Here is a 24,794-nt window from a genome sequence, read left to right on the forward strand (position 1 = left end):
GTCACACAGCTCCAAAAGTCCATCAGAAGCTCTGCGCAGTGCGTCGGTGACACGAACCTGAACGAGATGTGTGGTGCATAACGACTCAAATCTTGTCGACGAAGTCCGCTGTGCAGCGATGGCTGTCGGTGCGTACTGCCCTGCGTTTTCACGCGAACTGGCACACAGCGGCTGTTGGCCACAGAGTGAGTTGCTGAACTGAATGACGGACGTCCGAGGCACAGCGGACAAAGGGAATCATTGACCCGGCAAGTGCGACGTCACTAACGCCGCACTCATCGCCAGGTCGCAGGCAGCGGTCGAGCGTGTTCGCGACCGCCCCCTTTGTCTTGCAACGTCAGGACCGGATTTGATCGACGCATTGCCTCCTCATCAACCGATAGATGACCGGCACCACCAGCATGGACAGAATCGGCGCGCTCAGCATACCGCCCACCATCGGCGCAGCGATGCGTTGCATCACTTCGCTGCCCGCGCCCGCGCCCCAGAACAGGGGCAACAGACCAGCCACGATCACCGCCACCGTCATCGCCTTTGGGCGCACGCGCAGGACCGCGCCTTCGCGGATCGCGTCGAGCAGGTGGTCATCGCTGTCCAGCCCCTGGGCCAGCCGCGTGGCCCAGGCTTGCTTCAGGTACAGCAGCATGATCACGCCGAACTCGGCCGCAACACCCGCGAGCGCAATGAAGCCGACCACGCTGGCCACCGACAGGTTGTGCCCCAGCGCCCAGAGCAGCCAGATGCCGCCGATGAGGGCGAAGGGCAGCGTGGCCATGATGAGCAGGGCCTCGTCGAGGCGTCGAAAGGTTAGGTACAGCAAGAGGAAGATCACCAGCAGCGTGAACGGCACCACCAGCTTGAGTTGGGCGGTGGCCCGCTCCAGGAATTCGAACTGCCCGGACCACGACACCGAATAGCCGGGTGGCAGATCCACCTGCTCGGCTACCACGCGCTGCATCTCCTTCACTGCGCCACGCAGGTCGCGCCCACGGATGTCCACGTACACGAAACCGGCTAGCCGGGCGTTTTCGCTGCGCAACATGGGCGGGCCATCCGAGATGGCGATACGGGCGACATCCGACAACACCAGGCGCTGACCCTGTGGGCTCACGATGGGCAAGGCACGCAGTGCCTCCAGCGAATCACGCAGTTCGCGCGGATAGCGCAGATTGATGGCATAGCGCTGCAGGCCTTCGACAGTCTGTCCGACCTCCATACCACCCACCGCACCCGCCACCACGTCCTGTACGTCGGCGATGTTCAGTCCGTAGCGCGCCGCGTCATCCCGCCGGATGTCCACATCGATGTAGCGCCCGCCGGTCAGGCGCTCGGCCAGCGCGCTACTGACCCCGGGCACCTGTTTGATGGCCGTCTCGATCTGGCCCGTGAGGTGGTCGATGGTCGCCAAGTCGGCGCCGGCCACCTTCACGCCCACCGGGCTCTTGATGCCGGTGGCGAGCATGTCGATGCGGTTGCGGATCGGGGGCACCCAGATATTGGACAGGCCGGGCACGCGCACCGTGCGGTCCAGCTCCTCGACCAGCCTGTCGGGCGTCATGCCGGTGCGCCACTGGCTGCGCGGCTTGAACTGGATGGTGGTCTCGAACATCTCCAGCGGGGCCGGGTCGGTGGCGCTGTCAGACCTGCCGGCCTTGCCGTAGACGCTGAGCACCTCGGGCACGGTCTTGATCAGGCGGTCGGTCTGCTGCAACAACTCGGCGGCCTTGCCGGCCGACAGGCCGGGCAGTGCGGTCGGCATGTACAGCAGGTCCCCCTCGTCCAGCCTGGGCATGAACTCGGCGCCGATGTGCTTGAGCGGCCACAGGCTGGCCAACAGCAACACGGTGGCCACCACCAGCGTCAGCTTCGGTGCACGCAACACCGCGTTCAGGCAGGGGCGGTAGAGCGCGATCAGTAGCCGGTTCAACGGGTTGGCGTGTTCATCGGGGATGCGTCCCCGGATCAGGTAGCCCATCAGCACCGGGATCAGCGTGACGGCCAGCCCTGCCGCCGCCGCCATGGCATAGGTCTTGGTGTAGGCCAGGGGCGCGAACAACCGTCCCTCCTGTGCCTGCAGCGTGAACACCGGAATGAAGCTCAGTGTGATGATCAACAAAGAAAAAAACAGCGCGGGCCCGACCTCGGCGGCGGCCTCGCCAATGACGCGCCAGCGGGGTTCGCCTGAGAGGTTTTGCCCCGGATGCTCATGGCCCCATCGCTCCAGGTGCTTGTGCGCGTTCTCGATCATCACCACCGCAGCGTCCACCATCGCGCCAATGGCGATCGCGATGCCGCCCAGCGACATGATGTTGGCGTTGACGCCCTGCTGCTGCATGACGATGAACGCCATCAGAATGCCCAGCGGCAGCGAGACGATGGCCACCAGGGCGCTGCGCAGGTGGAACAGGAACAGCGCGCAGACCACGGCCACCACCAGAAACTCTTCCAGCAGCTTGAACCCCAGGTTGTCCACCGCGCGCTCGATCAGCCCGGAGCGGTCGTACACCGGTACGATCTCCACCCCCTCAGGCAAACCGCTTTGCAGCTCGGCCAGTTTGGCCTTGACGGCTCCGATGGTCTCTAGCGCGTTCTTGCCCGAACGCATCACGATCAGGCCACCGGCCGCTTCACCCTCGCCGTCGAGTTCGCCGATGCCGCGCCGCATCTCCGGCCCAAGCTGCACCCGGGCAACGTCGCCCAAGCGCACTGAAACACCCAGGTCGGTCGTCTTCAGTGGGATGGCCCGGAAATCGTCCAGGGTCTTGAGGTAACCGCTGGCGCGCACCGCGTATTCGGCCTCACCCAGTTCGAGCACCGATCCCCCGGCCTCCTGGTTGGCGCGGCCGATCGCCTCGCTCACCATCGTCTGCGTGATGCGGTAGGCGGCCAGCTTGTCGGGGTCGAGCACGATCTGGTACTGGCGCACCATGCCGCCCAGGCTGGCCACCTCGGCCACGTCCGGCACGGTCTTGAGCTCAAAGCGCAGGAACCAGTCCTGAAGTGAACGCAGCTGGTCCAGGCTCTGGCTGCCACTGCGGTCCACCAGCGCGTACTGGTAGATCCAGCCCACGCCGGTGGCGTCGGGCCCCAGGGAGGACTTGGCCGACGGCGGCAGCCGCGACTGCACCTGGTTGAGGTACTCCAGCACGCGGGAGCGCGCCCAGTACAGGTCCACGCCGTCGTCAAACAGCACGTAGACGAAGCTGTCCCCGAACATGGAGTAGCCGCGCACCGCCTTGGCACCGGGCACCGACAGCATGGTCGTGGTCAGCGGGTAGGTGACCTGGTTTTCGACGATCTGCGGCGCCTGGCCGGGCCAGCTGGTGCGGATGATGACCTGGGTGTCCGAGAGGTCGGGCAGCGCGTCCAGCGGTGTGCGCAGCATCGACACCGCGCCCCAGGCGGTGAGCATCACGGTGGCCAGCAGCACCAGGAAACGGTTGCCGATGCTCCAGTGGATAAGCCGCGCGATCATGGCTTGGCTCCTTGCGCACTCGGCGCCAACCGCTCGATCCGGGTGATCTGCGGTTCGGCCCCGTCCTGCGTGCGGAACTCGATGCGCACCGGATCTCCTTGGGACAGGCCACGTGGCCGCTGTTCGACCGGTGGCAGGTGGAACGCCATCGTCATCCCGGGCCACTTAAGCGCCGGGATGGCGGGGTGGGTGAGGGTCACGCTGTCTCCGTTCACGGCGTCGATCACGGCATCGGTGCGGTGCAGATCCGCTGCCGCCGCAGGGGCCTGGTTCAGGCGCGCCTCCAGCCCACGAAGGCTGGCTTCGGAATCGATCAGGAACTGGCCCGACAACACCACCCGCTGACCCGCCTGCAGACCTTGCACGATTTCGGTCTGGCCACCAGCCTCGCGCCCCGCATGTACCTCCACCGGCCGGAAATGCCCGCCGTCTTCGGCCAGCATCACCACGCTGCGGCGACCGGTGTGGATCACCGCGTCACTGGGCACCAGTAAGGCCGGCTGGCCTGCCGGTTCGGCGAACCGCATCTGCACGAACATGCCCGGCACCAGGCGTCCGCCGGGGTTGTTCAGCTCCAGCCGCGCCTTGAGCGTGCGCGTGGCGGGGTCCACCTCGGGCAGGATCGCCTGTACCTGGCCCTCGAAGGTCTGCCCCGGCGCCGCCGGGCTGGTGGCGCTGACCTTCGCGCCGGGTTGAAGCAGTGCCACCTGGCTCTCGGGCACCTGGCCCTCGGCCCACACCGTTGCCGTGCCTTGCAGGCGCATCAGCGGCATGCCCGGCATCACGGTCGCGCCCTCGCGCACCATCAGCTCGGTCAGAGTGCCACCGATCGGCGCGCGCAGCGTGAAACGGGATTGCACCGCACCGGTCCGAACCACCTGTTCGATCTGTGCCGCGTCCATACCGGCCTGTCGCATGCGCTGGGTCGCGGCGTCGCGCAGCGGCCCGAGGTCGGCGCCCGGCATGCGCGCGACCGCCAGGTACTCTTCCTGGGCCGCCACCCAGTCCGGGACGTAGATCTCGGCCAGCGGCGCACTGGCCGCCACGCGGTCCAGTGCAGCCCGGACGTGGAGCTTCTCCACGAAGCCCATGGACCTCGCGCTGAGCACCACCTGGTTGCGCTCGTTCCAGGCCACGTTGCCCGCCACCGAGAAGCCGCCATTCAGCGATCCTTGAACTACCTCCACCGTGCGAAGGCCCAGGCTTTGCTGGATGCGCGGACTCACCCCCACGGCGCCGGTGTCGGCACCTGCGCTGGCGCTCGCGCCGCCCGAGTAGCGCGGCACCAGCATCATGTCCATGAAGGGCGATTTGCCTGGGGCCTCGAAGTTTTTGCCGGGCACCATGGGGTCGTGGTAGTTCAGGATCATCCGGCCGGTCACGGGGTCCATGTCGCCCGCCTTGAGGCCGTCGCGCAGGTGGCGGGCGGTGGCTTCGCCGCCCTGAACCACCGTCCAGGCGTCCGGGTTTTGCGGGGCGCTGGTGGCGCTGGGTGATGACGGCGGCGAGCCCATCTCCATGCCCGAGCGCATGCCGGCGGTCCACGCACCGTAGCCCACCGCGCCCAGGACCGTCAAGGCCACGACACCCAGGCCGATGCTGGTTCGATTGTTCATGGTGTCACTCCTTGTGCAGCGGCCGGTTCGGCGGGGATGAGGTAGGCGAGTTGGGCCCACAGGCGGGCGGTCGAGAGGTGCAGGTCGATCCGCTCCATTCGCAGGTCCAGCGCCATGCGCCGTGCGGCCAGCACCTCGCTCAAGGGCGCTCTGCCGCCCCGGTAGGCGGCCAGCGTCGTCTGGATGCGCTGCTCGGCCAGCGGCAGCCGCTCGGCATCGATCAGAGCGAGTTGGGCCAGACCGGCTCGCCAGCCTTCCTCCCAGCGACGGATTTCAGCCAGGTGTTCCCGAGCTCGCTCCTCGCGTTCGGCCCGCAAGGCGTCCACTTGGGCGAGTCGGGCCGCGAGTTCGCGGTCCTGCCGCTGGGGGCGATCCCAGGGCAGTGGCACCGAAACCGCCAGCGAGACCATGTTCGGGTAACCCGGGCCGCGCAGGCTGAGCATGAGCTCGGTGCTCCAGTCGGGTTCTCGCTCCTGCCGTGCCACTTCCGCTTCAGCGGCCATGGCCGCCTCCTGCGCCGAGAGTCGCACCAGTTCGGGGTGGTGCGCCAGGCGCTCGGCCCCATCGCCCGCCCCCATTGGTGAAGAGGTCACATCGGGAGGGGTGGCCAACGGCTGTTCGGGGTCGCTGCCGGTCCAGCGGGCCAGGGTGAGGCGCGCGCTGCGGCGCTCGGCCTCGACGCCCAGCAGTGTTTGCTGCAACTGGGCGACCGACTCCCGAGCTGCAATCCAGTCGGCCGGGGACCCGCTGCCGCTGCGTGCGGCCGATTCGCTGGCCTGCACGAGCAGGCGGGCTTCGCCCAGTTGTTCTTGGAGCAACGCCAGACGCTGTTCCAAGGCCTGGCGCTCCAACCACGCCATGGCGGTATCTCGGCCAATGGTGGCGGTTTGCTCCAGGCGCCCGGCTTCCGCGGTTTGCGCTTCTCGTTCAAAGCGCGCCGTGCGTGCCTGGCGCTTGGCCGCGCTGGGCAAGGTCTGCATCAGCGAAACCGATTTGGCGGTCATGAAGTCGCGGGTGGTGCTGTACCGGTCGGGCCCGGACAGCGGGACGTTGTCCAGCGACAGACGCAAGACCGGGTCGGGGCGCTGGCCAGCCGCCACGGCCGTTTCTCTTGCCGAACGGGCTGCTGCGTCCTGGGCGACCAGAGCGGGTGAACGAGCCAGCGCCGCCTGGACGGCTTGCGGCAACGATAGCGGCTCTGCGGCCTGTGCGATGGGGGAGGTCGCAAGACCGATCAGGACTGCCATGTGTACAGGTGCGATCGCGGTGCGGCAGCGGGCGATGAACTGGCCGCGACGGCGGCCCAGCCCACCGAAGGCCGGTGAAAGGGGTTCCATGTTTCTGCTCCGAAAGAATGCACACGGGCTGAGCACGCGCAGGGACGCGCGGCTGCCACTGGCTGACCACCGACCCGGCTTCAGAGGCCGAGTGGTGTCAGGGTGGAAACGTCAGAGCAGGGAGGGCGGACGCCAGATGTTGGCGGGAGAGCCACGCAGTGGCTCGGGGAGCGCGGGTGCGTGCAGCTCGCTTACGGGAAGCGTTTGCGCCAAAGCCATGACCGGCGGCGCCACAAAGCCCGTGGGGGCCTGGCACTCCTGCCCGGTCTTGCACATCTTGCCGGTGAGTTGAAAGGTCTCAGCGTCGTTGCAGCAATCGTCCATCGCCATCTCCTGGCCGGCGTGGAACGAGTCGCCTTGCATGGTCATGGCTGCTTCCATTGGGCATGGCGGCTGCAGGCGCAAACCACCACCCCAACCCTGCAGAGGCAGGGCCAAGCACAACAGGAGAGCCAGGAGCAGGCGCATGGGCGGATTCTAGGACGATGCGTCCTGCGTGGGAAAGCTCAGGCAGAAGGTGGTCGTCTGTTCGGTGGACGCCACCGATGCCGACCCGCCGTGGGCTTGCATGATGGCTCTGGTAATGGACAGGCCCAGACCCGTGCCTTCTGAGTCGGGGTTGCTGCGCGACTTCTCGGCTCGGTAGAAGCGGTCGAACAGTCGCGGCAGGTCGGCTGCGGGGATTGCGGGACCGGCGTTGTGCACGCAAAGCTGGATCTGACCGTCGCCCTGAGTCACCAACACCCGCACGGGCGCGTTCGGCGGCGAGTACCGGATCGCGTTGGACAGGAGGTTGCTGATTGCGCGGCGGATCATCAGCCGGTCGCACACGATGTGCGCATTGCCATCCGCTTCGAGGGCAATGTGCTTTTCTTCTGCCAGCGCTTCGTAGAAGTCGAACAGGTCCAGCACTTCGTCGATCAGCGACACGGTCTCGCGGTGCGGCAGTTCGATCCCGTGTTCGGTCTTGGCGAGGAACAGCATGTCGGAGACCATGCGGGCCAGCCGCTGCAACTCCTCGGCGTTGGACGCCAGGATGTCCTGGTACACGCTCACGTCCCGCTTCTGCGCCAGCGACACCTGGGTCTGGGTCAGCAGGTTGTTGATGGGGGTTCGCAACTCGTGCGCCAGGTCGCTGGAGAATTCCTGCAGGCGCGCAAAGTCCGATTGCAGGCGTTCCAGCATGGTGTTCAAGCTCTGCGCCAGGTCGGCGAACTCCGCCGGGACTGCGTCCACTGGCATGCGCTGGTCCAGCTTATGGGCCGTGACCGTCATGGCGCGCGCTCTCATGACACGCAAGGGCTCCAGGCCACGGCGGGCGGCCAACCAGCCCAGCAGACCGCTGATCAGGATCGCGCCTACCAGGTAGAGCGCCAGGGTCTGCCTGAGCGACTGCATGAAATGGGTGTGGTGCGCTGTGTCCAGCGCGATCAAAAGTTCAAGTGATGCGCCGTCACTGGCTTGGCCCGTCCATCTGGAGGGAGGTCGAATGGCCGCCCTCAGACCGCGCAGCGTTTGGTCACCGGCCGTCCAGTCGAATGTGCGCCCATCTGTACCGATGGATGACGGCAAAACGGAAAACACCGACCCCTTTGCGCCATACACCCGCCCCGCGCTCTGGCGCAGCTCAATGAACAACCCGTGGTGACTGGTCAAAAGCTCATCCAGTCGAGGGACCAGCATCTCCGATGACGATGCCTCACCGACGATGGTTTGCACCAGGTCGATCTTGTCCTTCAGGAAATCCCTATCGAGTTCGACAAAGTGCCGACCTACGGCTATCGAGACCAGAAGACCCAGCCCGACCAGAACGCAGGCCGATACCAGGGTGTACAGCGCGGTCAAGCGCGCCGTCAGCGACAGCCGGCCGAGCATCAGTGGGCGTCCTCGGGTGCTTCGAGAACGTAGCCCATGCCGCGCACGGTCTGGATCAGGCGCGGTTCAAATGCATCGTCCACCTTGGCCCGCAAGCGCCGCATGGCCACTTCGATCACATTGGTGTCGCTGTCGAAGTTCACGTCCCACACCTGCGAGGCGATCAGGGAGCGCGGGAGCACCTCGCCATGTCGTCGCATCAGCAGCTCCAGCAGGCCGAATTCCTTGGCCGTCAGATCGATGCGTTTGCCGGACCGGGTCACCCGCCGGCGCAGCAGGTCGAGCTCCAGATCGGCTACTTTCATCGAAGTGGGTTCCATACCCGTGCGGCCACGCCGAAGGATCGTCCGGACCCTGGCCAGCAGCTCGGCGAACGAAAATGGCTTGACCAGGTAATCGTCGGCCCCCAGTTCCAGGCCCTTGACGCGGTCTTCAACCTGATCGCGTGCCGTAAGGAACAGCACCGGCATCTGGCGCCCCTGACTGCGCAGGTTCTTGAGCACCTGCCATCCGTCCATGCCTGGCAGCATGACATCCAGGATCACCAGATCGTGGTCCCCCTCCAGGCCATGGTGCAGACCGTCCACACCGTTGGTGACGAGGTCCACGGCAAAGCCGGCCTCGCGCAGGCCTTGTCTGAGGTAGTCACCCGCTTTGGGCTCATCTTCGACGATCAGAATTTTCACGTTCACGTTCTCCTGACCTCGAGTTTGCCCGTATCGAGGCGGGCGCGACAAAAGCTGACATTTTTGTAATCTGACCGACAGGGAAGTGACGAACTCGCCTCGCCAGAATCCGCACCACTTGATCCACATCAAAAGGAGCGATTGCAGTGAAACCTTTGTTCAGTTATGGAACCACGAGCCAGCTGCTGGCAGCGGGCCTGTTGGCCCTGCCAGTCGCGCTGGCTGCCCAGACGGCCAGCCCGACGCAGGAGGCCGACTGGCGCCGGGCCAACGACGCGGTGGGAGCGCTCAAGCGCGGCCATGCCGACGTGCTCAAGTGGGAGCAGGCCAACGTCAGTGCAGTCACCGCGACGCCAGGCAGCACCATGAGTGTTGCCATCCCCACCGCAGAGGCTGCGGTTCGCATGGCCTGGACGTTGCACCGCGATCTGGCCCGTGCGTTGGCTCGTTTGGGTCCGAAGAACGAGCAACTGATCGCAGAAGGTCGCTGGACGGAACTCGACCCCAGCCTGCAGCGCCGCGTCGAGGATGCCGGCGAGGTGCTGGAGGTGGCTGCGGCGGGGCGCAAAGCCTGGATTGACGCTGTGGCCGCCCAGCAGGTCCTGAAGCACCAGCGTGACATGCTGGAGGCGGCTCAGGCTGCCTATGAACTGGGGCAGCGCATGGTGACGGTGGGCAACTGGAGCAAGCTGCAACTGTCTCCCGTACAACTGGCTGCGTCCAACGCACGCATGAATCTGCGGCGAGCACAGCAAGCCGCCGCCCAGGCCCAGGCCAATCTGGTCAAGACGATGGGGCAAACAGGCCTTCAGGATGGCTTTGCGCTGCCGGACCAGCTGCCTGCTATCCCGGTGCAACCCATGACAGCGGCCGAACTGCAGAAACGGGCTGAAGCGGTTCGCAGTCATTTGCCAGATGCAGAAAGCCTGCGCAACCGTGCTCTGTCGAAGTCGGCCATGAACGTTTACTGGGCCGCCCATGCGTTGGCGCAGGACAGCCAGGGAGACATTCTGAAAACCCGTGAGTTCATCACCGAAGAGACGGTGCTGCACTACAACGGCATGCTCAAGAGCGTATGGGACCTGCTGGACGAGGTGCGCAACCAGTCCCAGGCCACCGTGGACGCCATCGGCGCTCAGCGCGACTTCTGGATCGCTGAAGCCGATCTGCAGTGGGTATTGCAAGGCGGAGAGCCCGACAGTTTTGTGAGCCTGGGGGGCGCCGGTGGCGATGCCCCGGCTGCAGCAGCGCATTGAAAGGACACAACACATGACCAACACCAATTCCAGACGCCAGTTTTTCGCCGGTGCAGCCGCCTCCGTGGCCGGCCTGGCCGTGGCCCGTTCCGCCCTGGCGGGTTTGCCGGAGCCCGTCATCCAAACGTCGGTCGACACCGCACCGCCGCTGATTCCGCAGACCGGCCGGCCCTACAACCCAGTGGTCACACTCAACGGCTGGACCTTGCCCTGGCGCATGAACAACGGCGTCAAGGAATTCCATCTGGTGGCCGAACCCGTGGTGCGTGAGGTCTCGCCAGGCTTCAAGGTCAACATGTGGGGTTACAACGGCCAGAGCCCGGGGCCGACCATCGAAGTGGTCGAAGGCGACCGCGTCCGCATCTTTGTGACCAACAAGCTGCCCGAGCACACCACCATCCACTGGCACGGTCAGCGTCTGCCCAGTGGCATGGACGGCGTCGGGGGTCTGAACCAACGCGCGATTCCCGTGGGCAAGACCTTTGTGTATGAATTTGAGGCGCGGCGACCCGGCACCTTCATGTACCACCCGCATGCGGACGAGATGGTGCAGATGGCCATGGGCATGATGGGCATGTGGGTGACCCACCCCAAGGCCAAGCACCCGCACATCAGCGCCGTGGACCGGGATTTCTGCTTCCTGCTCAATGCGTTTGACATGGAGCCCGGCAGCAAGACGCCGAAGATCAACACCATGACGGACTTCAACATCTGGTGCTGGAACAGCCGGGTGTTTCCGGCCATCGACACCCTGAACGTGCGCCTGAACGACCGGGTGCGCATCCGGGTGGGCAACCTCACCATGACCAACCACCCGATCCACCTGCATGGGCACGAGTTTCTGGTCACGGGTACGGACGGTGGACCGACCCCACCCAGCACGCGCTGGTACGAGGTCACCACCGATGTGGCCGTGGGCCAGATGCGCCAGATCGAGCTGATTGCCGACGAAGAAGGCGACTGGGCCATGCACTGCCACAAGAGCCACCACACCATGAACGCCATGGGGCACGACGTGCCCACCCTGATCGGCGTGGACCACCGGGGCCTGGTCAAGAAGATCCAGAAGGTCGCGCCCGACTACATGCTGATGGGCGAGCGCGGCATGGCCGACATGGGCGAGATGCAGATGCCCATTCCCGACAACACGGCGCCCATGATGACCGGCACCGGCCAGTTCGGCCCGCTGGAAATGGGCGGCATGTTCACGGTCTTCAAGGTGCGCAAGGACCAGAAACCGGGCGATTACAAGGACCCGGGGCCGTACCAGTTCCCCGAGGGAACCGTGGCCTACGAATGGAACGGCGCACTTCCCCCGACACCACGCCCTGCGGCCAGCGCTGACACGACACCGGCCGCCGCCACGGCGATCAAACCCACCGTCAAAGGCATGTCCCACTGAAATGGCCCATTGCCCGTCTCACCACTGTTTTTCCTCAACCGTTTCCCCAACCAAAACCCCAAGGACAACCATGAAATCCGTCAAGTTCAACTTCGCTTCCCGCGCTGGCTTTGTTTTCGCTGCTGCAGCATTGGCCGCATCGGCTGCTTTCGCTGGTGGCACCCATGGCGGTGGGCACGATGAATCGCCCATCGGCGAACCGGGTGTCGCAGCCAACGTCACGCGCACGATCGAGGTGGACGCGGCCGACAGCATGCGGTTCACGCCGTCGAACGTGTCGGTGAAGAAGGGCGAGACCATCCGTTTTGTCATCAAGAATTCCGGCAAGGTGCCGCACGAGTTCAGCCTCGGCACGGAAAAGGAGCTCAAGGAGCACTACGAGGTCATGAAGAAGTTCCCGACCATGGAGCACGAAGAAGCCAACAAGATCTCGCTCAAGCCTGGCAAACAGGGTGAAGTGATCTGGCGCTTCACCAAGCCCGGTGTGGTGAACTTCGCCTGCTTGCATGTGGGCCACTACGAGGCCGGCATGAAGGGCCAGGTCAAGGTGGCAGCCAAGTAAGCGGCTATCCGATCATCACAACCTCCACCCAACGACACAAGGATTCACGATGAAACTGCGACTGGTTCTGAGCGCAACCGCACTGGCCTTCACGGCCATTGCAGCCAACCCCGTGTTCGCTCAAATGAACATGGACCACAGCAAAATGGGCATGGCGGGCATGCCCAGCATGACCGATGGTGAAGTCCGCAAGATCGACAAGGACGCCGGCAAGATCACCATCAAGCACGGTGAAATCAAGCACATGGAAATGCCTGGCATGACCATGGTCTTCGTGGCCAAGGACAAGGCCTTGCTGGACAAGACCAGCGTCGGTGCCAAGATCCAGTTCATGGTCACGAACGAGAACGGGCAGATGACGGTGACGGACATCCAGCCAGTGAAGTGATCCTGCGTTTTCAGCGTCTCCGTTTGGCTGCGGCTGTTCTTGCTCTGGCAGGGATTGCCGCAGCTTTTTTCTGGGGGCCATCTGCGGACTTCTTCCGGTCAGATCCCATCGGGCTGCTTCGCCCGGATGACGCCGTGATGCTCAAGCAGGGTGCGCTGATCTACCAGGCCCGGTGCGCCAGTTGCCATGGCGTGACGCTGGAGGGGCAGGCCAACTGGCGAGAACGGGGTGCCGATGGTCGCTTGCCGGCGCCTCCCCACGACGGGAGCGGCCACACCTGGCACCACTCGGACGATGTGTTGATTCGCATCACCAAGGAAGGGGTAGCGAAGGCCGTTGGAATGCCCGACTACGCCACCAACATGCCCGCCTTTGGCGATTCGCTCAGCGAAGCCGACATCGTGGCGGTTCTGTCCTGGATCAAGTCGCAGTGGTCACCAGAGACCCGGCGCCACCACAACGACATCAATCTACAGGCCCAGCAGCAGTCGCCACGCTGAACCTGACTTTTTTGTCATGTCCGGGTCATCTTGGCGACCTGGGTCGATTCCTACAGTGACTCCATGGCATCTCGCCATGCGCTCCGTCACGAAAGGAAATCGATATGTCCACCTTGATCCGAACCCTTCTGGCCGTGGCTGTCGCTGGTGCGGCGTTCTCCACCGCAGCACAGCAAGCAGCAGACCACACCCAGCACCACCCATCCACCCCGGCAGCCAACGGCACGACCCGGCAGGCTACACCTCAGGCCGGTATGCCCATGGGCATGTCGTCGATGCCGCAGATGCAGGAACACATGCAGCAGCACATGACCATCATGCAGGCGCTGCGCGCCAAGATGGCGGCGGCCAAAACGCCGGCCGAACGCCAGTCTCTGATGGCAGAACACATGCAGGCGATGCAAGAAGGCATGGACATGATGAAAGGCGTGAAGTCCATGGGTGGCATGTCTGGAATGCAGGGAATGGGGGCTCCCGGCGCCGTTACACCGGACATGACCCAGCGGCATCAAATGATGGAGATGCGCATGGACATGATGCAGAACATGATGGAAATGATGATGCAGCGCATGCCGCAGTCGCCGTCCAGTACCGGTGCCCAGTGACCACGGCGACGTTCTGACGCTGTACCAGTTTTCATATCCAGTTCAGGAGATTGTGTGATGTCGATGTATTCCCGGCGGCAGTTTCTGAGCGGCGCGGGTGCTCTGGGTGCCGCGACAGCCTGCCCAGGCATCTGGGCGGCCACAGTTGCCCAGTCAGGCCTGTCTTCCGACGAGATCCTTCGCCTTGAAACACAGGCGGCGGGCTTCTCCAACCCCTTGCGACTTCCGGGAAGCAGCGGTCTTTTTGGTGTTCTACCCGCAACAGACTTCAAGGAAGTCCATGTGGTCCGCAGCGAGATCGAGGTGCTGCCGGGTCAGCGCACACCTATCCTAGCCTACGCCGTGGAATCGCGTGGCAAGAAGTTCCTCAACCCGGCGCTTCTGGCCCGCCGTGGCGACGAGATGCGGGTGAAGCTGATCAATCACATTGATCAACCGACGGTCATTCACTGGCATGGCCTGAGTGTCGATTCTCGCAACGACGGCAATGGCCTCAACGTCGTGGCGCCGGGTCAGAGCATGGACTACGCGTTCGCCTTGCAGGACCGGTCGTCGATGTACTGGTACCACCCCCACGCCCACGGATACATCCCTCAGCAGGCCTATCACGGCCTGGCCAGCCTGCTGTTCGTCGAGGACGACGACGAAGCCGCCCTGCGCAAGGAGCTGGCGCTGGCGTTGGGTGAATCCGAAATCCCGCTGGTGCTGCAGGACAAGGAGTTCGACGCACAAGGGCGCCTCCAGTACGCGCCCAGCGCCGCCCAGTCCTTCGGTGGCTGGGTGGGCAACCGGCTGATGGTCAACCTGACCGAACGCCCACGCCTGAAGGCCGGGCGTCGCATCGTTCGTTTTCGCATCCTCAACGGCAGCAACGCGCGCAGCTACCGGCTCGCGTTCCTGCAGGACGGCAAAGCGCTCGGCTTCTACCTGGCGGGCACGGATGGCGGCCTGCTTGCGCAGCCCTTGCGCATCGATCAGACCTTCCTTTCCCCGGGCCAGCGGCTTGATGTGCTGGTGGATTTTCGAGAAGCCAACCCCACCCGCCCGGTGACCCTGGCGTCCTTGCCCTTCGACCCGATGCACCAGGAGGGGGGACACGACATGGCCACGATGGACCACAGCCAGCATGGTGCGACACAGGGCGCAGCCGCGCTCGCAGCGATGGCCATGGAAGGCGATGCACGGGCGCTGATGCGTATCGACCTGGCGCCGTCCAGCACACCATACGACCGCCGTCTGCCTGCGCGCCTGTCTAGCCTCTCCGCTCCGGTTGAACCGGCGGGCGCGGCGCGGCGCATTCAACTGGGCCACGATGGCAAGGGCCACTGGACGATCAACGGTGGGGTGTACGACCATACCGCTGTCCCATTGACTGTCCAGCGGGGCGCGCGTGAAACCTGGCGGATCGAGAACGCCGAACGCAGCATGCCGCACCCCATGCACCTGCACGGTTTCTCGTTCCGGGTGCTCGAACGTCTGGGCAGTCCAGCGCCGGTTCGCTCCCTGGCCGGTGCACGCGGCCTGCTGCCTCAGGACCAGGGCGTGGTCGACACCCTGCAGGTGTGGCCGGGTGAATCCGTGCGGATCGCCATCGACTTTTCGCATCCGCACCAAGGCGATCAGGACTACGTCTTTCACTGTCACACGCTTGAACACGCCGAGGCGGGAATGATGATGCGGTACGCGGTCAAAGCCTAGCCAACGGAGCACCAGACACCATGAACCACGATGACAACGAACCCCATGTGCATTCCTTCTGGCGGCGCCCAGCCGGCATGGCGCTGGCGACGGCTGCATTGATCGCAGGGTTTTACATGCTGCGCGAGCACTGGGGCCATGTCCTGGGCTACTGGCCCTACCTGCTGTTGCTGGCCTGTCCGCTGATGCACCTGATGCATGGACACGGTCATGGAGGACATGGTCGGCACCCGCATCCACCCGGTCGCACCCAGGACGACAAGCAATAGGCCCATGAATATCACCACACACCAACACCACAGAAGCGGCACCCCGCCGACCGTGCCCGACTCGCCCACCGATCTCAAGGACCCGGTGTGCGGCATGAAGGTCACGGCGCAGTCGGCGCACACGCTGAAGCGCGAGGGGCGGCCCTACTACTTCTGCAGTGCCAAGTGCCAGGGGAAGTTCGCAGCCAACCCGCTGCAGTACCTTGTGTCCACGGCGACTGCAGTTTCAGCGCCAGCGGCCGCCGACACGGTCTACACCTGCCCGATGCACCCGGAGATTCGCCAGGACCATCCGGGCAATTGCCCCAAGTGCGGCATGACGCTGGAGCCCTTGCTGCCGGAACTTGATAACGACAACAACCCCGAATTGCGCGATTTCCAGCGCCGCTTCTGGTGGACGCTGCCGCTGACCGCCGGGGTCTTTGTGCTCGCCATGTTTGGCCACCGCCTCCAGTGGATGGACATGTCCGTGCAGAGCTGGGTCGAGCTGGTCTTGTCCATTCCCATTGTGCTGTGGGCCGGCTGGCCGTTCTTCTCGCGTGGCTGGCAATCGGTGATGAACCACAGTCCCAACATGTGGACCTTGATCGGGCTGGGCACGGGAGCCGCATTTGCCTACAGCGTGGTCGCGACGGTCACGCCACAGGTGTTCCCGGACTCGTTCATCTCCATGGGCCGCGTCGCCGTGTACTTCGAGGCTGCCGCCGTGATCATTTCGCTCACGCTGTTGGGCCAGGTGCTCGAACTCAAGGCCCGGTCGCAGACCTCGGCGGCCATCAAGTCGCTGTTGGGGTTGGCGCCCAAGACGGCCCGCCGCATCCGCGCCGACGGCACCGAAGAGGACGTGCCGCTGACCCATGTGCACGTAGGTGACGTGCTGCGCGTGCGGCCCGGCGAAAAGGTCCCGGTGGACGGCGAGGTGACGGAAGGCGGCAGTTCGGTCGATGAATCCATGCTCACGGGCGAGCCGATGCCAGTGGCAAAACAGGTGGGCGACAAGGTGGTTGGTGCCACGCTCAATACCAGCGGCGCGCTTGTGATGCGCAGTGAGCGTGTGGGCGCGGCCACCATGTTGTCGCAGATCGTGCAGATGGTGGCTCAGGCACAGCGTTCCCGGGCGCCGATGCAGCGCATGGCCGATGTGGTGGCGGGCTACTTCGTCGTCACGGTGGTGGGCATTGCTTTGCTGACTTTCTTCGGTTGGGGCCTGTTCGGCCCCGAGCCGCGCTGGGTGTTCGGCCTGATCAACGCGGTGTCGGTGCTGATCATTGCCTGTCCCTGCGCCCTGGGTCTGGCCACACCCATGTCCATCATGGTCGCGACCGGTCGGGGCGCCACGCACGGCGTGTTATTCCGGGACGCCGCGGCGATCGAGAACATGCGCAAGATCGACACCCTCATCATCGACAAAACCGGCACATTGACCGAGGGCCGTCCGAGTTTCGAGCGCGCCATTCCCGCGCCCGGTTTTGATGCCGACGAGGTGCTGCGCCTGGCCGCCAGCCTGGACCAGGGCAGCGAACACCCGCTGGCCGAAACCATCGTGCGCGCCGCGCGCGAACGTGGCATGGCGCTGGACAAGCCCGAGAACTTCGAATCCGGTTCAGGTATCGGCGTGCGTGGCCAGGTGGCTGGGCACCAGTTGGCGCTGGGCAACACCGCGCTGATGGAGCAGATCGGTGTCTCGGTCTCGGCGCTGGTGCCGCAGGCAGAGGCCTTGCGTGCAGAAGGTGCCAGTGTGATGTACCTGGCGATGGATGGCCAGTTGATGGGCCTGCTGGCGGTGTCCGATCCGGTCAAGGCCAGCACGCCGGAGGCCTTGGCGACCCTCAAGGCATCGGGGCTGCGTATCGTGATGGCGACCGGTGACGGCCTGACCACGGCCCAGGCTGTGGCCGCCCGCCTGGGCATCGACGAGGTGCATGGCGAGGTCAAACCGGCCGACAAGCTGCTGTTGGTCGAGCGCTTGCAAAAGGAAGGCCGCGTGGTGGCCATGGCCGGTGACGGCATCAACGATGCGCCCGCACTGGCCAAGGCCGATGTGGGCGTGGCCATGGGGACCGGGACCGACGTGGCGATGAACAGCGCGCAGGTGACGCTGGTCAAGGGCGATCTGCGCGGGATTGCAATCGCGCGGGCGCTGTCAGAAGCGACCGTCGGCAACATGAAGCAGAACCTGGTGTTTGCCTTTTTGTACAACGCCCTGGGCATCCCGGTGGCCGCCGGTGTGCTGTACCCGTTGACGGGTTGGCTGCTGTCGCCCTTGATTGCTGCGCTGGCCATGAGCCTGAGCTCGGTGTCGGTGATAGGCAATGCGCTTCGCCTCAGGTCGGCTCGGCTCCAACGAGGAACACCCTATAGAGAGGTCTGACCATGGACATTGTTGCGCACGGGGTGTGGGTAGGCCTTGGTGCTGTGTGGATGCATCGAAATCGGCGCCTGGACCGTCGCACCGCCGCCCTGGCGGTCGGTATGGCGGTGGTGCCTGACCTGATCCAGTTGCTGCCTCTGGGATACCTGGCACTGGTCACTTCCGATGGTTGGTCCGTCCTGCAGGCCTATGCCATTGCCCTGCCGGGCTACGAACCCCCGATGTCTCCCGTCCTCTCGGAGCTGACCCATCACCTGCATTGTGTGATGCACAGCGCCTTGGTGGCCGGTGTGGTCACTGCTGCCTGCTGGGTGTGGCTGAGGCGCCTCTGGCTACCTTTGCTGGGCTGGTGGACTCACATCCTGATCGATGTCTTCACCCACTCGGCTGATTTCTACCCATCACCGGTTCTTTATCCGGTGACCTATTGGGGGTTCGATGGAATCGCCTGGAACACACCTTGGTTCATGGTGGTCAACTATCTGGTCATGTTGGCTGTTGCCACAGTGATGTTCCGTCGCAAATAGAAAAGCCACCCCAAGACAGGGTGGCTGTTTCTGCGCAGAAGTCGCGATCAGTTGTGGTGACCCTTGCGCGCCAAGATATCAAGGCGAGCGACTTCGTTGCCCACCGTGCTGATCTTCTGACCATCCACCGATTGAACGACCTCTCCCTTGGCGAGATATGCAGTGCGTCCAAATTGGTTGGCTTTGGCCATGTTCCCGTCCTTGAAGACGTACAGGGTCTCACCATTGACCAGTGGGACTGTCTGCTTGGCCTCGGATTGAGCTGCATCCATGGCGAAAGCCGGGAGGGTTGCGGCGAGCGAAAGGACGACGATGTTGAATTTGCGAATCATGGTTTCTCCTGAAAGTTTCACGTTGATCGGGTGATGCAACGAGGTACCGTGTACAGGTCCAATGTAGTGACGCGCGGGTGACCGCAGGCTTGCCTTCCGGTGACAGTTTTGACTGCTATTTGACTGCGAACCTGCCGCCCCTGGCGATTGATGTGGCTGCTGAACTGGTCAGCGCGGCTGGAACGCAATGATCCCCATACCCAACAAGGCCACCGCCGCACCGGTCGCATCCCACACTGAAGGTCGGACACCATCGACTGCCCACAACCACGCGATGGCTGCACCGATGTACACCCCGCCGTAGGCCGCATACACGCGGCCCGAGGCCGCATCATGCAAAGTCAACAACCAAGCGAACAGTGCGAGACTGGCCGCTGCCGGCAGCAGCAACCATGCGGAACCGCCATGGCGAAGCCATAGCCAGGGCAGATAGCAGCCAACGATCTCGGCCAATGCGGTGGCGATGTAGAGAAAAAAGGTCTTCATGACCGGTCAATGCGCAAGATGAGCATGGCACGCACAGGCCTCGCCGTGCGCTGCAGCCACCAGTTCCTTGAGGATGCCGCAGTCTGACCCTTCGTCGTCACAACGGCCGCAGCTGGCCTTGAGCAGCAACAGCTGCTTTTCCAGTGCGCGCATGCTCTTGAGCCGCGCTCGTACCTTGTCGATCTGCTCCTGCACCAGCCGGTCCACATCCGGGTGCGGCTCGCCCGGTGCGTCCAGCGCGCCCAGCAGCCGGCGGATGTCGGCCAGCGGCATCTCCAGTGCGCGGCAGTGGCGGATGAAGGCCAGACGTTCCAGATGGGTGCTCGCGTAGTCGCGGTAGCCGTTGTCCTGCCGGGCCGGTTCCGGCAGGAGGCCTTGTTTTTCGTAGTAGCGGATGGTGTCCACGTCCACACCTGTGGCTTCGGCCAGTTCCTTGATGCGCATGGGGTTTCTCCGGTGGGTGGGACTCAGGGCTTGACTCTGGAGTCGCTCCAGGGTTTTCAATACCCCTATTCTGATCCTGTAGGAGTTTCCATGTCGGCCCCCTCTTCTGAACCCGACCACACCCCATCGACTCGCAAGTGCGGGAACGCGGAGCATCGCCATGAGCCATCTCAAGTTCGTGATCATCAACACGCCCAGGAACAGGACGGGGCTGCTGCTTGCTGTGCGCCCGCTCCAATCTCCCTCGAAGCACTCCGTGCTCCCCAGCTCACCTCCGACGGCGTGCGCACGGCCATCCGCATCCTGCAGATGGACTGTCCGACCGAAGAAGCGCTGATCCGCAAAAAGCTCGACCCGATGACCGAGGTTCGGCAAATGGACTTCAACCTTGTGCAGCGGGTTCTGACTGTGGTGCACGCACCCGGCGCGCTGGACCCGGTACTGGAAGCGGTGCGCTCGCTGGGGTTTCAGCCCGAGCTGGTTGAAGCAGGTGCCGCACGTACTCCTGCCCGCCAAACCCGAAAGCCCTGGTGGCCGCTGGCGCTGGCGGGCGCCGCAGCCATCGCCTCAGAAGCTGCGGACTGGGTCGGACTTCCTGACACCCTTGTGGCTGCGTTGGCCCTTGTGGCCGTATTGGGGTCAGGTCTAACCACTTACAAGAAGGGCTGGGTGGCCATTCGCAATGGCAATCTCAACATCAATGCGCTGATGAGTATCGCTGTCACAGGTGCGTTGGCGCTGGGTCAATGGCCTGAGGCGGCCATGGTGATGGTGCTGTTCACGATCGCTGAGCTCATCGAGGCAAAGTCCCTTGACCGGGCCCGCAACGCCATCGAAGGACTGATGCGTCTGACGCCGGAGCAGGCGACGGTGCAGCAGAACGACGGAAGCTGGCAGTCTGTCGAGGCCCAGTCTGTGGCGGTGGGCAGTTTGGTGCGGGTGCGACCGGGTGAACGCATCGCGCTGGATGGCAGCATCATCAGCGGACGTTCTACGGTCAACCAGGCGCCCATCACGGGCGAAAGCCTGCCTGTTGACAAGGCCGTTGGCGACGCTGTGTTTGCCGGCACCATCAATGAATCCGGCTCGTTCGAGTACCGCGTCACGGCCGCAGCAGGCAACAGCACGCTGGCGCGCATCATTCACGCGGTCGAAGAGGCGCAGGGCGCCCGGGCGCCCACACAGCGGTTTGTCGACCAGTTTGCCCGCATCTACACGCCCGTGGTGTTTGCCATCGCCTTGGCCGTGGCGGTGCTGCCCCCGCTGTTGATGGGCGGAGCCTGGCAGGACTGGATCTACAAGGCACTGGTGCTGCTTGTCATCGCCTGCCCCTGTGCCCTCGTGATCTCGACACCTGTGACCATCGTCAGTGGTCTGGCTGCCGCAGCCCGGCAAGGTGTGCTGATCAAGGGAGGGGTGTATCTGGAAGAAGGGCGCAAGCTGCGGTGGCTGGCCCTGGACAAGACCGGCACGATTACCCACGGCAAACCAGTACAGACCGATTTTGCGCGGCTTGACGACTTGGACGAGGCGCGGTGTCTGCAACTGGCTGCCAGCCTTGCGGGGCGCTCGGATCACCCGGTTTCCCAAGCCGTGGCGGCTTCGGCGAATGCCCAGGGTGTCGAACGAGAGGCTGTGGACAACTTTGAAGCCTTGCCCGGTCGCGGTGTGAAGGGTGTGATCGGTGGCACGGTTTACCGCTTGGGCAATCACAGACTGGTCCACGAACTGGGCTTGTGCACCCCGGACCTGGAAAATCGGCTCGATACGATGGAACGGCAAGGCAAGACAGTGGTCATGCTGGTCGACGAACAGAGGGAGCGGGTGATGGCCCTGTTCGCTGTGGCCGATACCGTGAAGGAAAGCAGTCGGGCCGCTATTGATCAACTGCATCGCCTGGGTGTACGGACCGTGATGTTGACCGGCGACAACGCGCACACCGCCGAGGCGATCGCCCGACAAGTGGGCATAGACCAGGCGCATGGCAACCAGTTGCCCGAAGACAAGCTGCGCGTGATCGAAAGTCTTGGCCGCGAAGGGGTGGTCGGCATGGTCGGCGACGGCATCAACGACGCTCCTGCGCTGGCCCGCTCAGACATTGGGTTCGCGATGGGCGCCATGGGCTCTGACACGGCCATCGAGACAGCCGACGTTGCCTTGATGGACGACGATCTGCGAAAGATCGCCACCTTTATCCGACTGTCCAAAACCACCCATACGGTGCTGGTGCAGAACATCACGCTGGCGTTGGGCATCAAAGCCGTGTTTCTTGTGCTCACCCTCATGGGGCTTGGCACCATGTGGATGGCCGTTTTCGCTGATGTGGGTGCCAGTCTGCTGGTTGTTGGCAATGGACTGCGCTTGCTGCGCCGCTGAAAGGAACCAACATGGGCATTTTCGACAATCCGTTTGGCGACCGCCATGGCCCACGTCGCCATGGGAACCGCAGACACGAATATGAACACCACGCCCACTGAACCCACTGCGACGGTGGCGTTCGACCCGGGCACCTTCGAGCGGCTGCACCGGGCGTACCGCCGGATCGACCGCAGTGACCCAGCCCAGGCCTGGCATCTGCTCGAAGCCCTGCATGTGCTCGGGCAGACGCGGCTGGTGTCGCATGCACGAACGCATGGGCTCATGCTCGCGCTGGCCTGGCGGACGCGAAACCTGACCGAGGTGAATGCTCAGCTGTTGCGGCTGCTGCTGGTGCCGCTTGGGCACCTCCTGGGCCGGCTACCTCTGGGCAACACCGGGCGTTCGCACGTGGGGGCGTTTCGGCCCATGCAGGTCGCTCCGGAATTGCTGGCCACCATTCGCGCACATCAGCGACCGCCGACTCTCTGAACAACCTGCGGGCTGTCCGGGTCAACCGATCTCTATTGCTGTCTTCACCCTACAATCTACCCTTGATGCGTGCCTGCCTGTTTGCCCTGTTGCTGATGTTCTGCCTGCCCCTGCAGTGGGCCGGCGCAGCCACGGGCGCGCCTTGTGCGCACGAACCCTGTGCGCCCCTGCACGCCAGCGCGGCCGGTGTCTCGTCGCAGGTTGACGCCGCCGACCACGCCGGTGAGTCCCATGCTCAGCACCCGCACTGCGGAAGCTGCCACGCTGGCGCCCTGGCCCTGCTGGCCAGCGTGCCCTTTTCCATGAGCGACACCCGTACCCGGACGCAAGCGAAGTCGCGTTCCTGGACCGAGGGCCTGTTCGTCGAGCGGCCCGAACGGCCGCAGTGGCCCACCCTGGCCTGACCAGGGTTCGGTTTCTTTGGCGGCGCCCATTGCCGCCCCTATCCGATCCCTGTAAAGCGTGCCAGCCCTTGCGGCTGGTGATGTCCGTTCTTTCAGGGTCTTTTCATGTCTGTATCTCCCTGGCGGGGCCGTCCTCGTCTGGCCTGGCTCACGGCCGTGGTCCTTCTTCTGGCGCTGGATCAGCTAAGCAAAGCCTGGTTCGCCAGCACCATCGCGCTGGGCACGGCCATCGAGGTCACGACCTGGTTCAACCTGGTCCATGTGCTCAACACCGGTGCCGCGTTTTCCCTTTTGGCTGAAGCGGGCGGCTGGCAGCGGGTGTTTTTCATCGCCATCGGCTTCGCAGTGGTCGTTCCCATCACATTCGTCTGTCTGGCTCGCCAGGTGGAGCCGCTCGAACGCGTGGCGGGTGCGCTGCTGGTGGCCGGCGGCAGCGGCAACCTGATTGATCGCATCGCCAGCGGCGCGGTTACCGACTTCCTTGACCTGCACTGGCGCGGTCTGCATTGGCCGGCCTTCAACCTGGCCGATGTGTTCATCGTGCTGGCGGCGGGCGCCTGGATCCTGATGTCCCTGCGTCCTGCCGTGGCCTCTTCGAAAGGCGCGTCATGAACCGCCCCTGGACCTGGCTGCTGATGGCCTGGCTGGTGGCCACGGCCGCCACCTCGGGCGCGCTGTTTCTGGGCGAGGTTATGGGCATGACGCCCTGCGTCCTGTGCTGGTACCAGCGCATCTTTATGTTCCCCCTCGCCATCATCCTCGGGATCGCCTGCTTCACCGATGACCGTCGGGGCGCCGTCTACGGCCTCGCCCTGGCACTGGGCGGGGTGGCCATGGCCGGGTACCACACCCTGCTGGTCGCCGGCCTGATTCCCAAGGCCTGGGTGCCTTGCAGCGCCGGTGTGTCCTGCGCGGACCAAAAGCTCGACATCCTCAACGGCGTCCAGATCCCCTGGCTGTCGCTGGCCGCGTTCATGGCGCTGGCATTCCTTCTCATCGTTTACCTCAGAAAGTCCTCCCGATGAACTCCAAAAAAATTACTGTTGCCGCCCTGGTCGCCATCGTCCTGGTGTTCTTCTTCCTCGGCATGAACGCTTACCAGAAGCGGGTGCAGAACTCGCAGGCCGAGAAGGTCAGCCAGGTGGTCCAGCAGTCCGGCAGCGAACCCGCCATTCAGACGGACAACCGGCTGGTCCGCTTCCATTCACCGGTCTTTGGTCCCAGCAATGCGCCGGTCACCATCGTCGAATTCTTTGACCCTGCGTGCGAGACCTGCCGGGCGTTCTATCCCATCGTCAAGGACATCCTCAAGCAATACCCGAACGATGTGCGCCTGGTGATCCGCTATGCCCCGTTCCATGCCGGCTCCGATCAGGTGGTCAAACTGCTCGAAGCCGCCAAACGCCAGAACAAGTACCAACCCGTGCTGGAGATGATTCTGGCCACCCAGCCGCAGTGGGCGGACCACGGTAAACCCAACATCGAGCTGGCGTTCCGGGCGGCGCAGGAAGCCGGTCTGGACATTGCCAAAGCACAGGCCGACGCCCAAGGCTCGGACATCGCAGCGGTGCTGAAACAAGACATCGAAGACCTGACCGCACTGGAAGTGACCAAGACGCCCACGTTCTTTGTCAATGGTCGCGGTCTGCCGTCCTTCGGTGACCAGCAACTGCTGTCACTCGTGGCCGAAGAAGTGGCTAAAGCCAGGAAGTGA

25 protein-coding genes are annotated in these 24,794 nt (G+C 64.3%); 16 read left to right on the forward strand and 9 right to left on the reverse strand.

The window, feature by feature from the left end:
• Positions 1 to 337 precede the first annotated feature (337 nt).
• The 6 genes from RMP09_RS06880 to RMP09_RS06905 form a co-directional block, all read right to left on the reverse strand.
• The gene (locus RMP09_RS06880) at positions 338 to 3,475 is read right to left on the reverse strand and encodes an efflux RND transporter permease subunit (protein ID WP_310565258.1); all 3,138 of its coding nucleotides are present in this window, start codon (positions 3,473 to 3,475) and stop codon (positions 338 to 340) included.
• A complete protein-coding gene (locus RMP09_RS06885) occupies positions 3,472 to 5,091 on the reverse strand; it encodes an efflux RND transporter periplasmic adaptor subunit (RefSeq protein WP_310565259.1) in 1,620 nt (539 codons plus the stop codon). Before RMP09_RS06885 ends, RMP09_RS06880 begins: the two co-directional genes overlap by 4 nt.
• On the reverse strand, positions 5,088 to 6,428 hold the full coding sequence (locus RMP09_RS06890; protein WP_310565260.1) for a TolC family protein: 1,341 nt from the start codon (positions 6,426 to 6,428) through the stop codon (positions 5,088 to 5,090). Before RMP09_RS06890 ends, RMP09_RS06885 begins: the two co-directional genes overlap by 4 nt.
• A gap of 111 nt (positions 6,429 to 6,539) precedes the next feature.
• Positions 6,540 to 6,896, reverse strand: a complete 357-nt coding sequence (locus RMP09_RS06895; protein ID WP_310565261.1) for a hypothetical protein — start codon at positions 6,894 to 6,896, stop codon at positions 6,540 to 6,542.
• Between the two features lie 9 nt (positions 6,897 to 6,905).
• Positions 6,906 to 8,303: a heavy metal sensor histidine kinase gene (locus RMP09_RS06900; protein WP_133156911.1), complete on the reverse strand. Its 1,398-nt coding sequence runs from the start codon at positions 8,301 to 8,303 to the stop codon at positions 6,906 to 6,908.
• Positions 8,303 to 8,989, reverse strand: a complete 687-nt coding sequence (locus RMP09_RS06905; protein ID WP_133156910.1) for a heavy metal response regulator transcription factor — start codon at positions 8,987 to 8,989, stop codon at positions 8,303 to 8,305. The genes RMP09_RS06900 and RMP09_RS06905 overlap by 1 nt, the downstream gene beginning before the upstream one ends.
• Before the next feature lie 146 nt (positions 8,990 to 9,135).
• On the opposite strand from RMP09_RS06905, the gene RMP09_RS06910 reads away from it, so the two are divergent.
• The 10 genes from RMP09_RS06910 (at position 9,136) to RMP09_RS06955 (ending at position 18,567) form a co-directional block, all read left to right on the forward strand.
• Positions 9,136 to 10,245: a TolC family protein gene (locus tag RMP09_RS06910; RefSeq protein ID WP_133156909.1), complete on the forward strand. Its 1,110-nt coding sequence runs from the start codon at positions 9,136 to 9,138 to the stop codon at positions 10,243 to 10,245.
• A gap of 13 nt (positions 10,246 to 10,258) precedes the next feature.
• Positions 10,259 to 11,647 carry a copper oxidase gene (locus RMP09_RS06915; RefSeq protein WP_310565262.1) on the forward strand — a complete coding sequence of 463 codons (1,389 nt, stop codon included), beginning with the start codon at positions 10,259 to 10,261 and terminating at the stop codon, positions 11,645 to 11,647.
• 70 nt (positions 11,648 to 11,717) lie between these two features.
• On the forward strand, positions 11,718 to 12,209 hold the full coding sequence (locus RMP09_RS06920; protein ID WP_105730805.1) for a plastocyanin/azurin family copper-binding protein: 492 nt from the start codon (positions 11,718 to 11,720) through the stop codon (positions 12,207 to 12,209).
• Between the two features lie 49 nt (positions 12,210 to 12,258).
• Complete coding sequence (locus tag RMP09_RS06925; RefSeq protein WP_105730804.1) at positions 12,259 to 12,597, forward strand: copper-binding protein; 339 nt, start codon at positions 12,259 to 12,261, stop codon at positions 12,595 to 12,597.
• Entirely contained in the window at positions 12,594 to 13,097 is a 504-nt protein-coding gene (locus RMP09_RS06930) for a cytochrome c (RefSeq protein ID WP_310565263.1), read from the forward strand. The genes RMP09_RS06925 and RMP09_RS06930 overlap by 4 nt, the downstream gene beginning before the upstream one ends.
• Positions 13,098 to 13,201: 104 nt before the next feature.
• Positions 13,202 to 13,702 carry a hypothetical protein gene (locus RMP09_RS06935; RefSeq protein WP_310565264.1) on the forward strand — a complete coding sequence of 167 codons (501 nt, stop codon included), beginning with the start codon at positions 13,202 to 13,204 and terminating at the stop codon, positions 13,700 to 13,702.
• A gap of 57 nt (positions 13,703 to 13,759) precedes the next feature.
• Positions 13,760 to 15,400 carry a multicopper oxidase family protein gene (locus RMP09_RS06940; RefSeq protein ID WP_133156906.1) on the forward strand — a complete coding sequence of 547 codons (1,641 nt, stop codon included), beginning with the start codon at positions 13,760 to 13,762 and terminating at the stop codon, positions 15,398 to 15,400.
• 20 nt (positions 15,401 to 15,420) lie between these two features.
• A complete protein-coding gene (locus RMP09_RS06945; protein ID WP_133156905.1) occupies positions 15,421 to 15,669 on the forward strand; it encodes a DUF2933 domain-containing protein in 249 nt (82 codons plus the stop codon).
• A gap of 4 nt (positions 15,670 to 15,673) precedes the next feature.
• Complete coding sequence (locus RMP09_RS06950; RefSeq protein ID WP_133156904.1) at positions 15,674 to 18,040, forward strand: heavy metal translocating P-type ATPase; 2,367 nt, start codon at positions 15,674 to 15,676, stop codon at positions 18,038 to 18,040.
• A 2-nt stretch (positions 18,041 to 18,042) separates the two neighbouring features.
• The gene (locus RMP09_RS06955; RefSeq protein WP_226466630.1) at positions 18,043 to 18,567 is read left to right on the forward strand and encodes a metal-dependent hydrolase; all 525 of its coding nucleotides are present in this window, start codon (positions 18,043 to 18,045) and stop codon (positions 18,565 to 18,567) included.
• A gap of 47 nt (positions 18,568 to 18,614) precedes the next feature.
• Here the strand turns inward: RMP09_RS06955 and RMP09_RS06960 are convergent, their stop codons facing one another.
• The 3 genes from RMP09_RS06960 to RMP09_RS06970 form a co-directional block, all read right to left on the reverse strand.
• Complete coding sequence (locus RMP09_RS06960; protein WP_133156902.1) at positions 18,615 to 18,899, reverse strand: CopK family periplasmic copper-binding protein; 285 nt, start codon at positions 18,897 to 18,899, stop codon at positions 18,615 to 18,617.
• A gap of 168 nt (positions 18,900 to 19,067) precedes the next feature.
• Complete coding sequence (locus tag RMP09_RS06965) at positions 19,068 to 19,385, reverse strand: YnfA family protein (RefSeq protein WP_133156901.1); 318 nt, start codon at positions 19,383 to 19,385, stop codon at positions 19,068 to 19,070.
• Between the two features lie 6 nt (positions 19,386 to 19,391).
• Positions 19,392 to 19,829, reverse strand: coding sequence for a Cd(II)/Pb(II)-responsive transcriptional regulator (locus RMP09_RS06970; RefSeq protein WP_133156900.1), 438 nt, complete (start codon positions 19,827 to 19,829; stop codon positions 19,392 to 19,394).
• A gap of 90 nt (positions 19,830 to 19,919) precedes the next feature.
• On the opposite strand from RMP09_RS06970, the gene RMP09_RS06975 reads away from it, so the two are divergent.
• The 6 genes from RMP09_RS06975 to RMP09_RS07000 all read left to right on the forward strand — a co-directional run bounded on the left by RMP09_RS06975 (position 19,920) and on the right by RMP09_RS07000 (position 24,794).
• On the forward strand, positions 19,920 to 22,205 hold the full coding sequence (locus RMP09_RS06975) for a heavy metal translocating P-type ATPase (RefSeq protein ID WP_133156899.1): 2,286 nt from the start codon (positions 19,920 to 19,922) through the stop codon (positions 22,203 to 22,205).
• 45 nt (positions 22,206 to 22,250) lie between these two features.
• Positions 22,251 to 22,676: a DUF3703 domain-containing protein gene (locus tag RMP09_RS06980; protein WP_310565265.1), complete on the forward strand. Its 426-nt coding sequence runs from the start codon at positions 22,251 to 22,253 to the stop codon at positions 22,674 to 22,676.
• 65 nt (positions 22,677 to 22,741) lie between these two features.
• Positions 22,742 to 23,080 carry a hypothetical protein gene (locus RMP09_RS06985; RefSeq protein ID WP_133156898.1) on the forward strand — a complete coding sequence of 113 codons (339 nt, stop codon included), beginning with the start codon at positions 22,742 to 22,744 and terminating at the stop codon, positions 23,078 to 23,080.
• 105 nt (positions 23,081 to 23,185) lie between these two features.
• Entirely contained in the window at positions 23,186 to 23,692 is a 507-nt protein-coding gene (gene lspA, locus RMP09_RS06990) for a signal peptidase II (protein WP_133156897.1), read from the forward strand.
• Positions 23,689 to 24,105: a disulfide bond formation protein B gene (locus RMP09_RS06995; RefSeq protein ID WP_133156896.1), complete on the forward strand. Its 417-nt coding sequence runs from the start codon at positions 23,689 to 23,691 to the stop codon at positions 24,103 to 24,105. The genes lspA and RMP09_RS06995 overlap by 4 nt, the downstream gene beginning before the upstream one ends.
• Positions 24,102 to 24,794, forward strand: a complete 693-nt coding sequence (locus RMP09_RS07000; RefSeq protein ID WP_133156895.1) for a DsbA family protein — start codon at positions 24,102 to 24,104, stop codon at positions 24,792 to 24,794. The genes RMP09_RS06995 and RMP09_RS07000 overlap by 4 nt, the downstream gene beginning before the upstream one ends.

Source organism: Hydrogenophaga sp. (assembly GCF_031426985.1).
Lineage (GTDB): Bacteria > Pseudomonadota > Gammaproteobacteria > Burkholderiales > Burkholderiaceae_C > Hydrogenophaga.

Bases quoted from the DNA above. Each gene is read 5' to 3' on its own strand.
- RMP09_RS06970 (WP_133156900.1), bottom strand. From the start codon at position 19,829: ATGCGCATCAAGGAACTGGCCGAAGCCACAGGTGTGGACGTGGACACC.
- RMP09_RS06895 (WP_310565261.1), bottom strand. From the start codon at position 6,896: ATGCGCCTGCTCCTGGCTCTCCTGTTGTGCTTGGCCCTGCCTCTGCAG.
- RMP09_RS06920 (WP_105730805.1), top strand. From the start codon at position 11,718: ATGAAATCCGTCAAGTTCAACTTCGCTTCCCGCGCTGGCTTTGTTTTC.
- RMP09_RS06980 (WP_310565265.1), top strand. From the start codon at position 22,251: ATGGCCCACGTCGCCATGGGAACCGCAGACACGAATATGAACACCACG.
- RMP09_RS06960 (WP_133156902.1), bottom strand. From the start codon at position 18,899: ATGATTCGCAAATTCAACATCGTCGTCCTTTCGCTCGCCGCAACCCTC.
- RMP09_RS06880 (WP_310565258.1), bottom strand. From the start codon at position 3,475: ATGATCGCGCGGCTTATCCACTGGAGCATCGGCAACCGTTTCCTGGTG.
- RMP09_RS06985 (WP_133156898.1), top strand. From the start codon at position 22,742: ATGCGTGCCTGCCTGTTTGCCCTGTTGCTGATGTTCTGCCTGCCCCTG.
- lspA (WP_133156897.1), top strand. From the start codon at position 23,186: ATGTCTGTATCTCCCTGGCGGGGCCGTCCTCGTCTGGCCTGGCTCACG.
- RMP09_RS06890 (WP_310565260.1), bottom strand. From the start codon at position 6,428: ATGGAACCCCTTTCACCGGCCTTCGGTGGGCTGGGCCGCCGTCGCGGC.
- RMP09_RS06915 (WP_310565262.1), top strand. From the start codon at position 10,259: ATGACCAACACCAATTCCAGACGCCAGTTTTTCGCCGGTGCAGCCGCC.
- RMP09_RS06885 (WP_310565259.1), bottom strand. From the start codon at position 5,091: ATGAACAATCGAACCAGCATCGGCCTGGGTGTCGTGGCCTTGACGGTC.
- RMP09_RS06955 (WP_226466630.1), top strand. From the start codon at position 18,043: ATGGACATTGTTGCGCACGGGGTGTGGGTAGGCCTTGGTGCTGTGTGG.
- RMP09_RS06925 (WP_105730804.1), top strand. From the start codon at position 12,259: ATGAAACTGCGACTGGTTCTGAGCGCAACCGCACTGGCCTTCACGGCC.
- RMP09_RS06940 (WP_133156906.1), top strand. From the start codon at position 13,760: ATGTCGATGTATTCCCGGCGGCAGTTTCTGAGCGGCGCGGGTGCTCTG.
- RMP09_RS06900 (WP_133156911.1), bottom strand. From the start codon at position 8,303: ATGCTCGGCCGGCTGTCGCTGACGGCGCGCTTGACCGCGCTGTACACC.
- RMP09_RS06975 (WP_133156899.1), top strand. From the start codon at position 19,920: ATGTCGGCCCCCTCTTCTGAACCCGACCACACCCCATCGACTCGCAAG.
- RMP09_RS07000 (WP_133156895.1), top strand. From the start codon at position 24,102: ATGAACTCCAAAAAAATTACTGTTGCCGCCCTGGTCGCCATCGTCCTG.
- RMP09_RS06995 (WP_133156896.1), top strand. From the start codon at position 23,689: ATGAACCGCCCCTGGACCTGGCTGCTGATGGCCTGGCTGGTGGCCACG.
- RMP09_RS06950 (WP_133156904.1), top strand. From the start codon at position 15,674: ATGAATATCACCACACACCAACACCACAGAAGCGGCACCCCGCCGACC.
- RMP09_RS06945 (WP_133156905.1), top strand. From the start codon at position 15,421: ATGAACCACGATGACAACGAACCCCATGTGCATTCCTTCTGGCGGCGC.
- RMP09_RS06965 (WP_133156901.1), bottom strand. From the start codon at position 19,385: ATGAAGACCTTTTTTCTCTACATCGCCACCGCATTGGCCGAGATCGTT.
- RMP09_RS06935 (WP_310565264.1), top strand. From the start codon at position 13,202: ATGTCCACCTTGATCCGAACCCTTCTGGCCGTGGCTGTCGCTGGTGCG.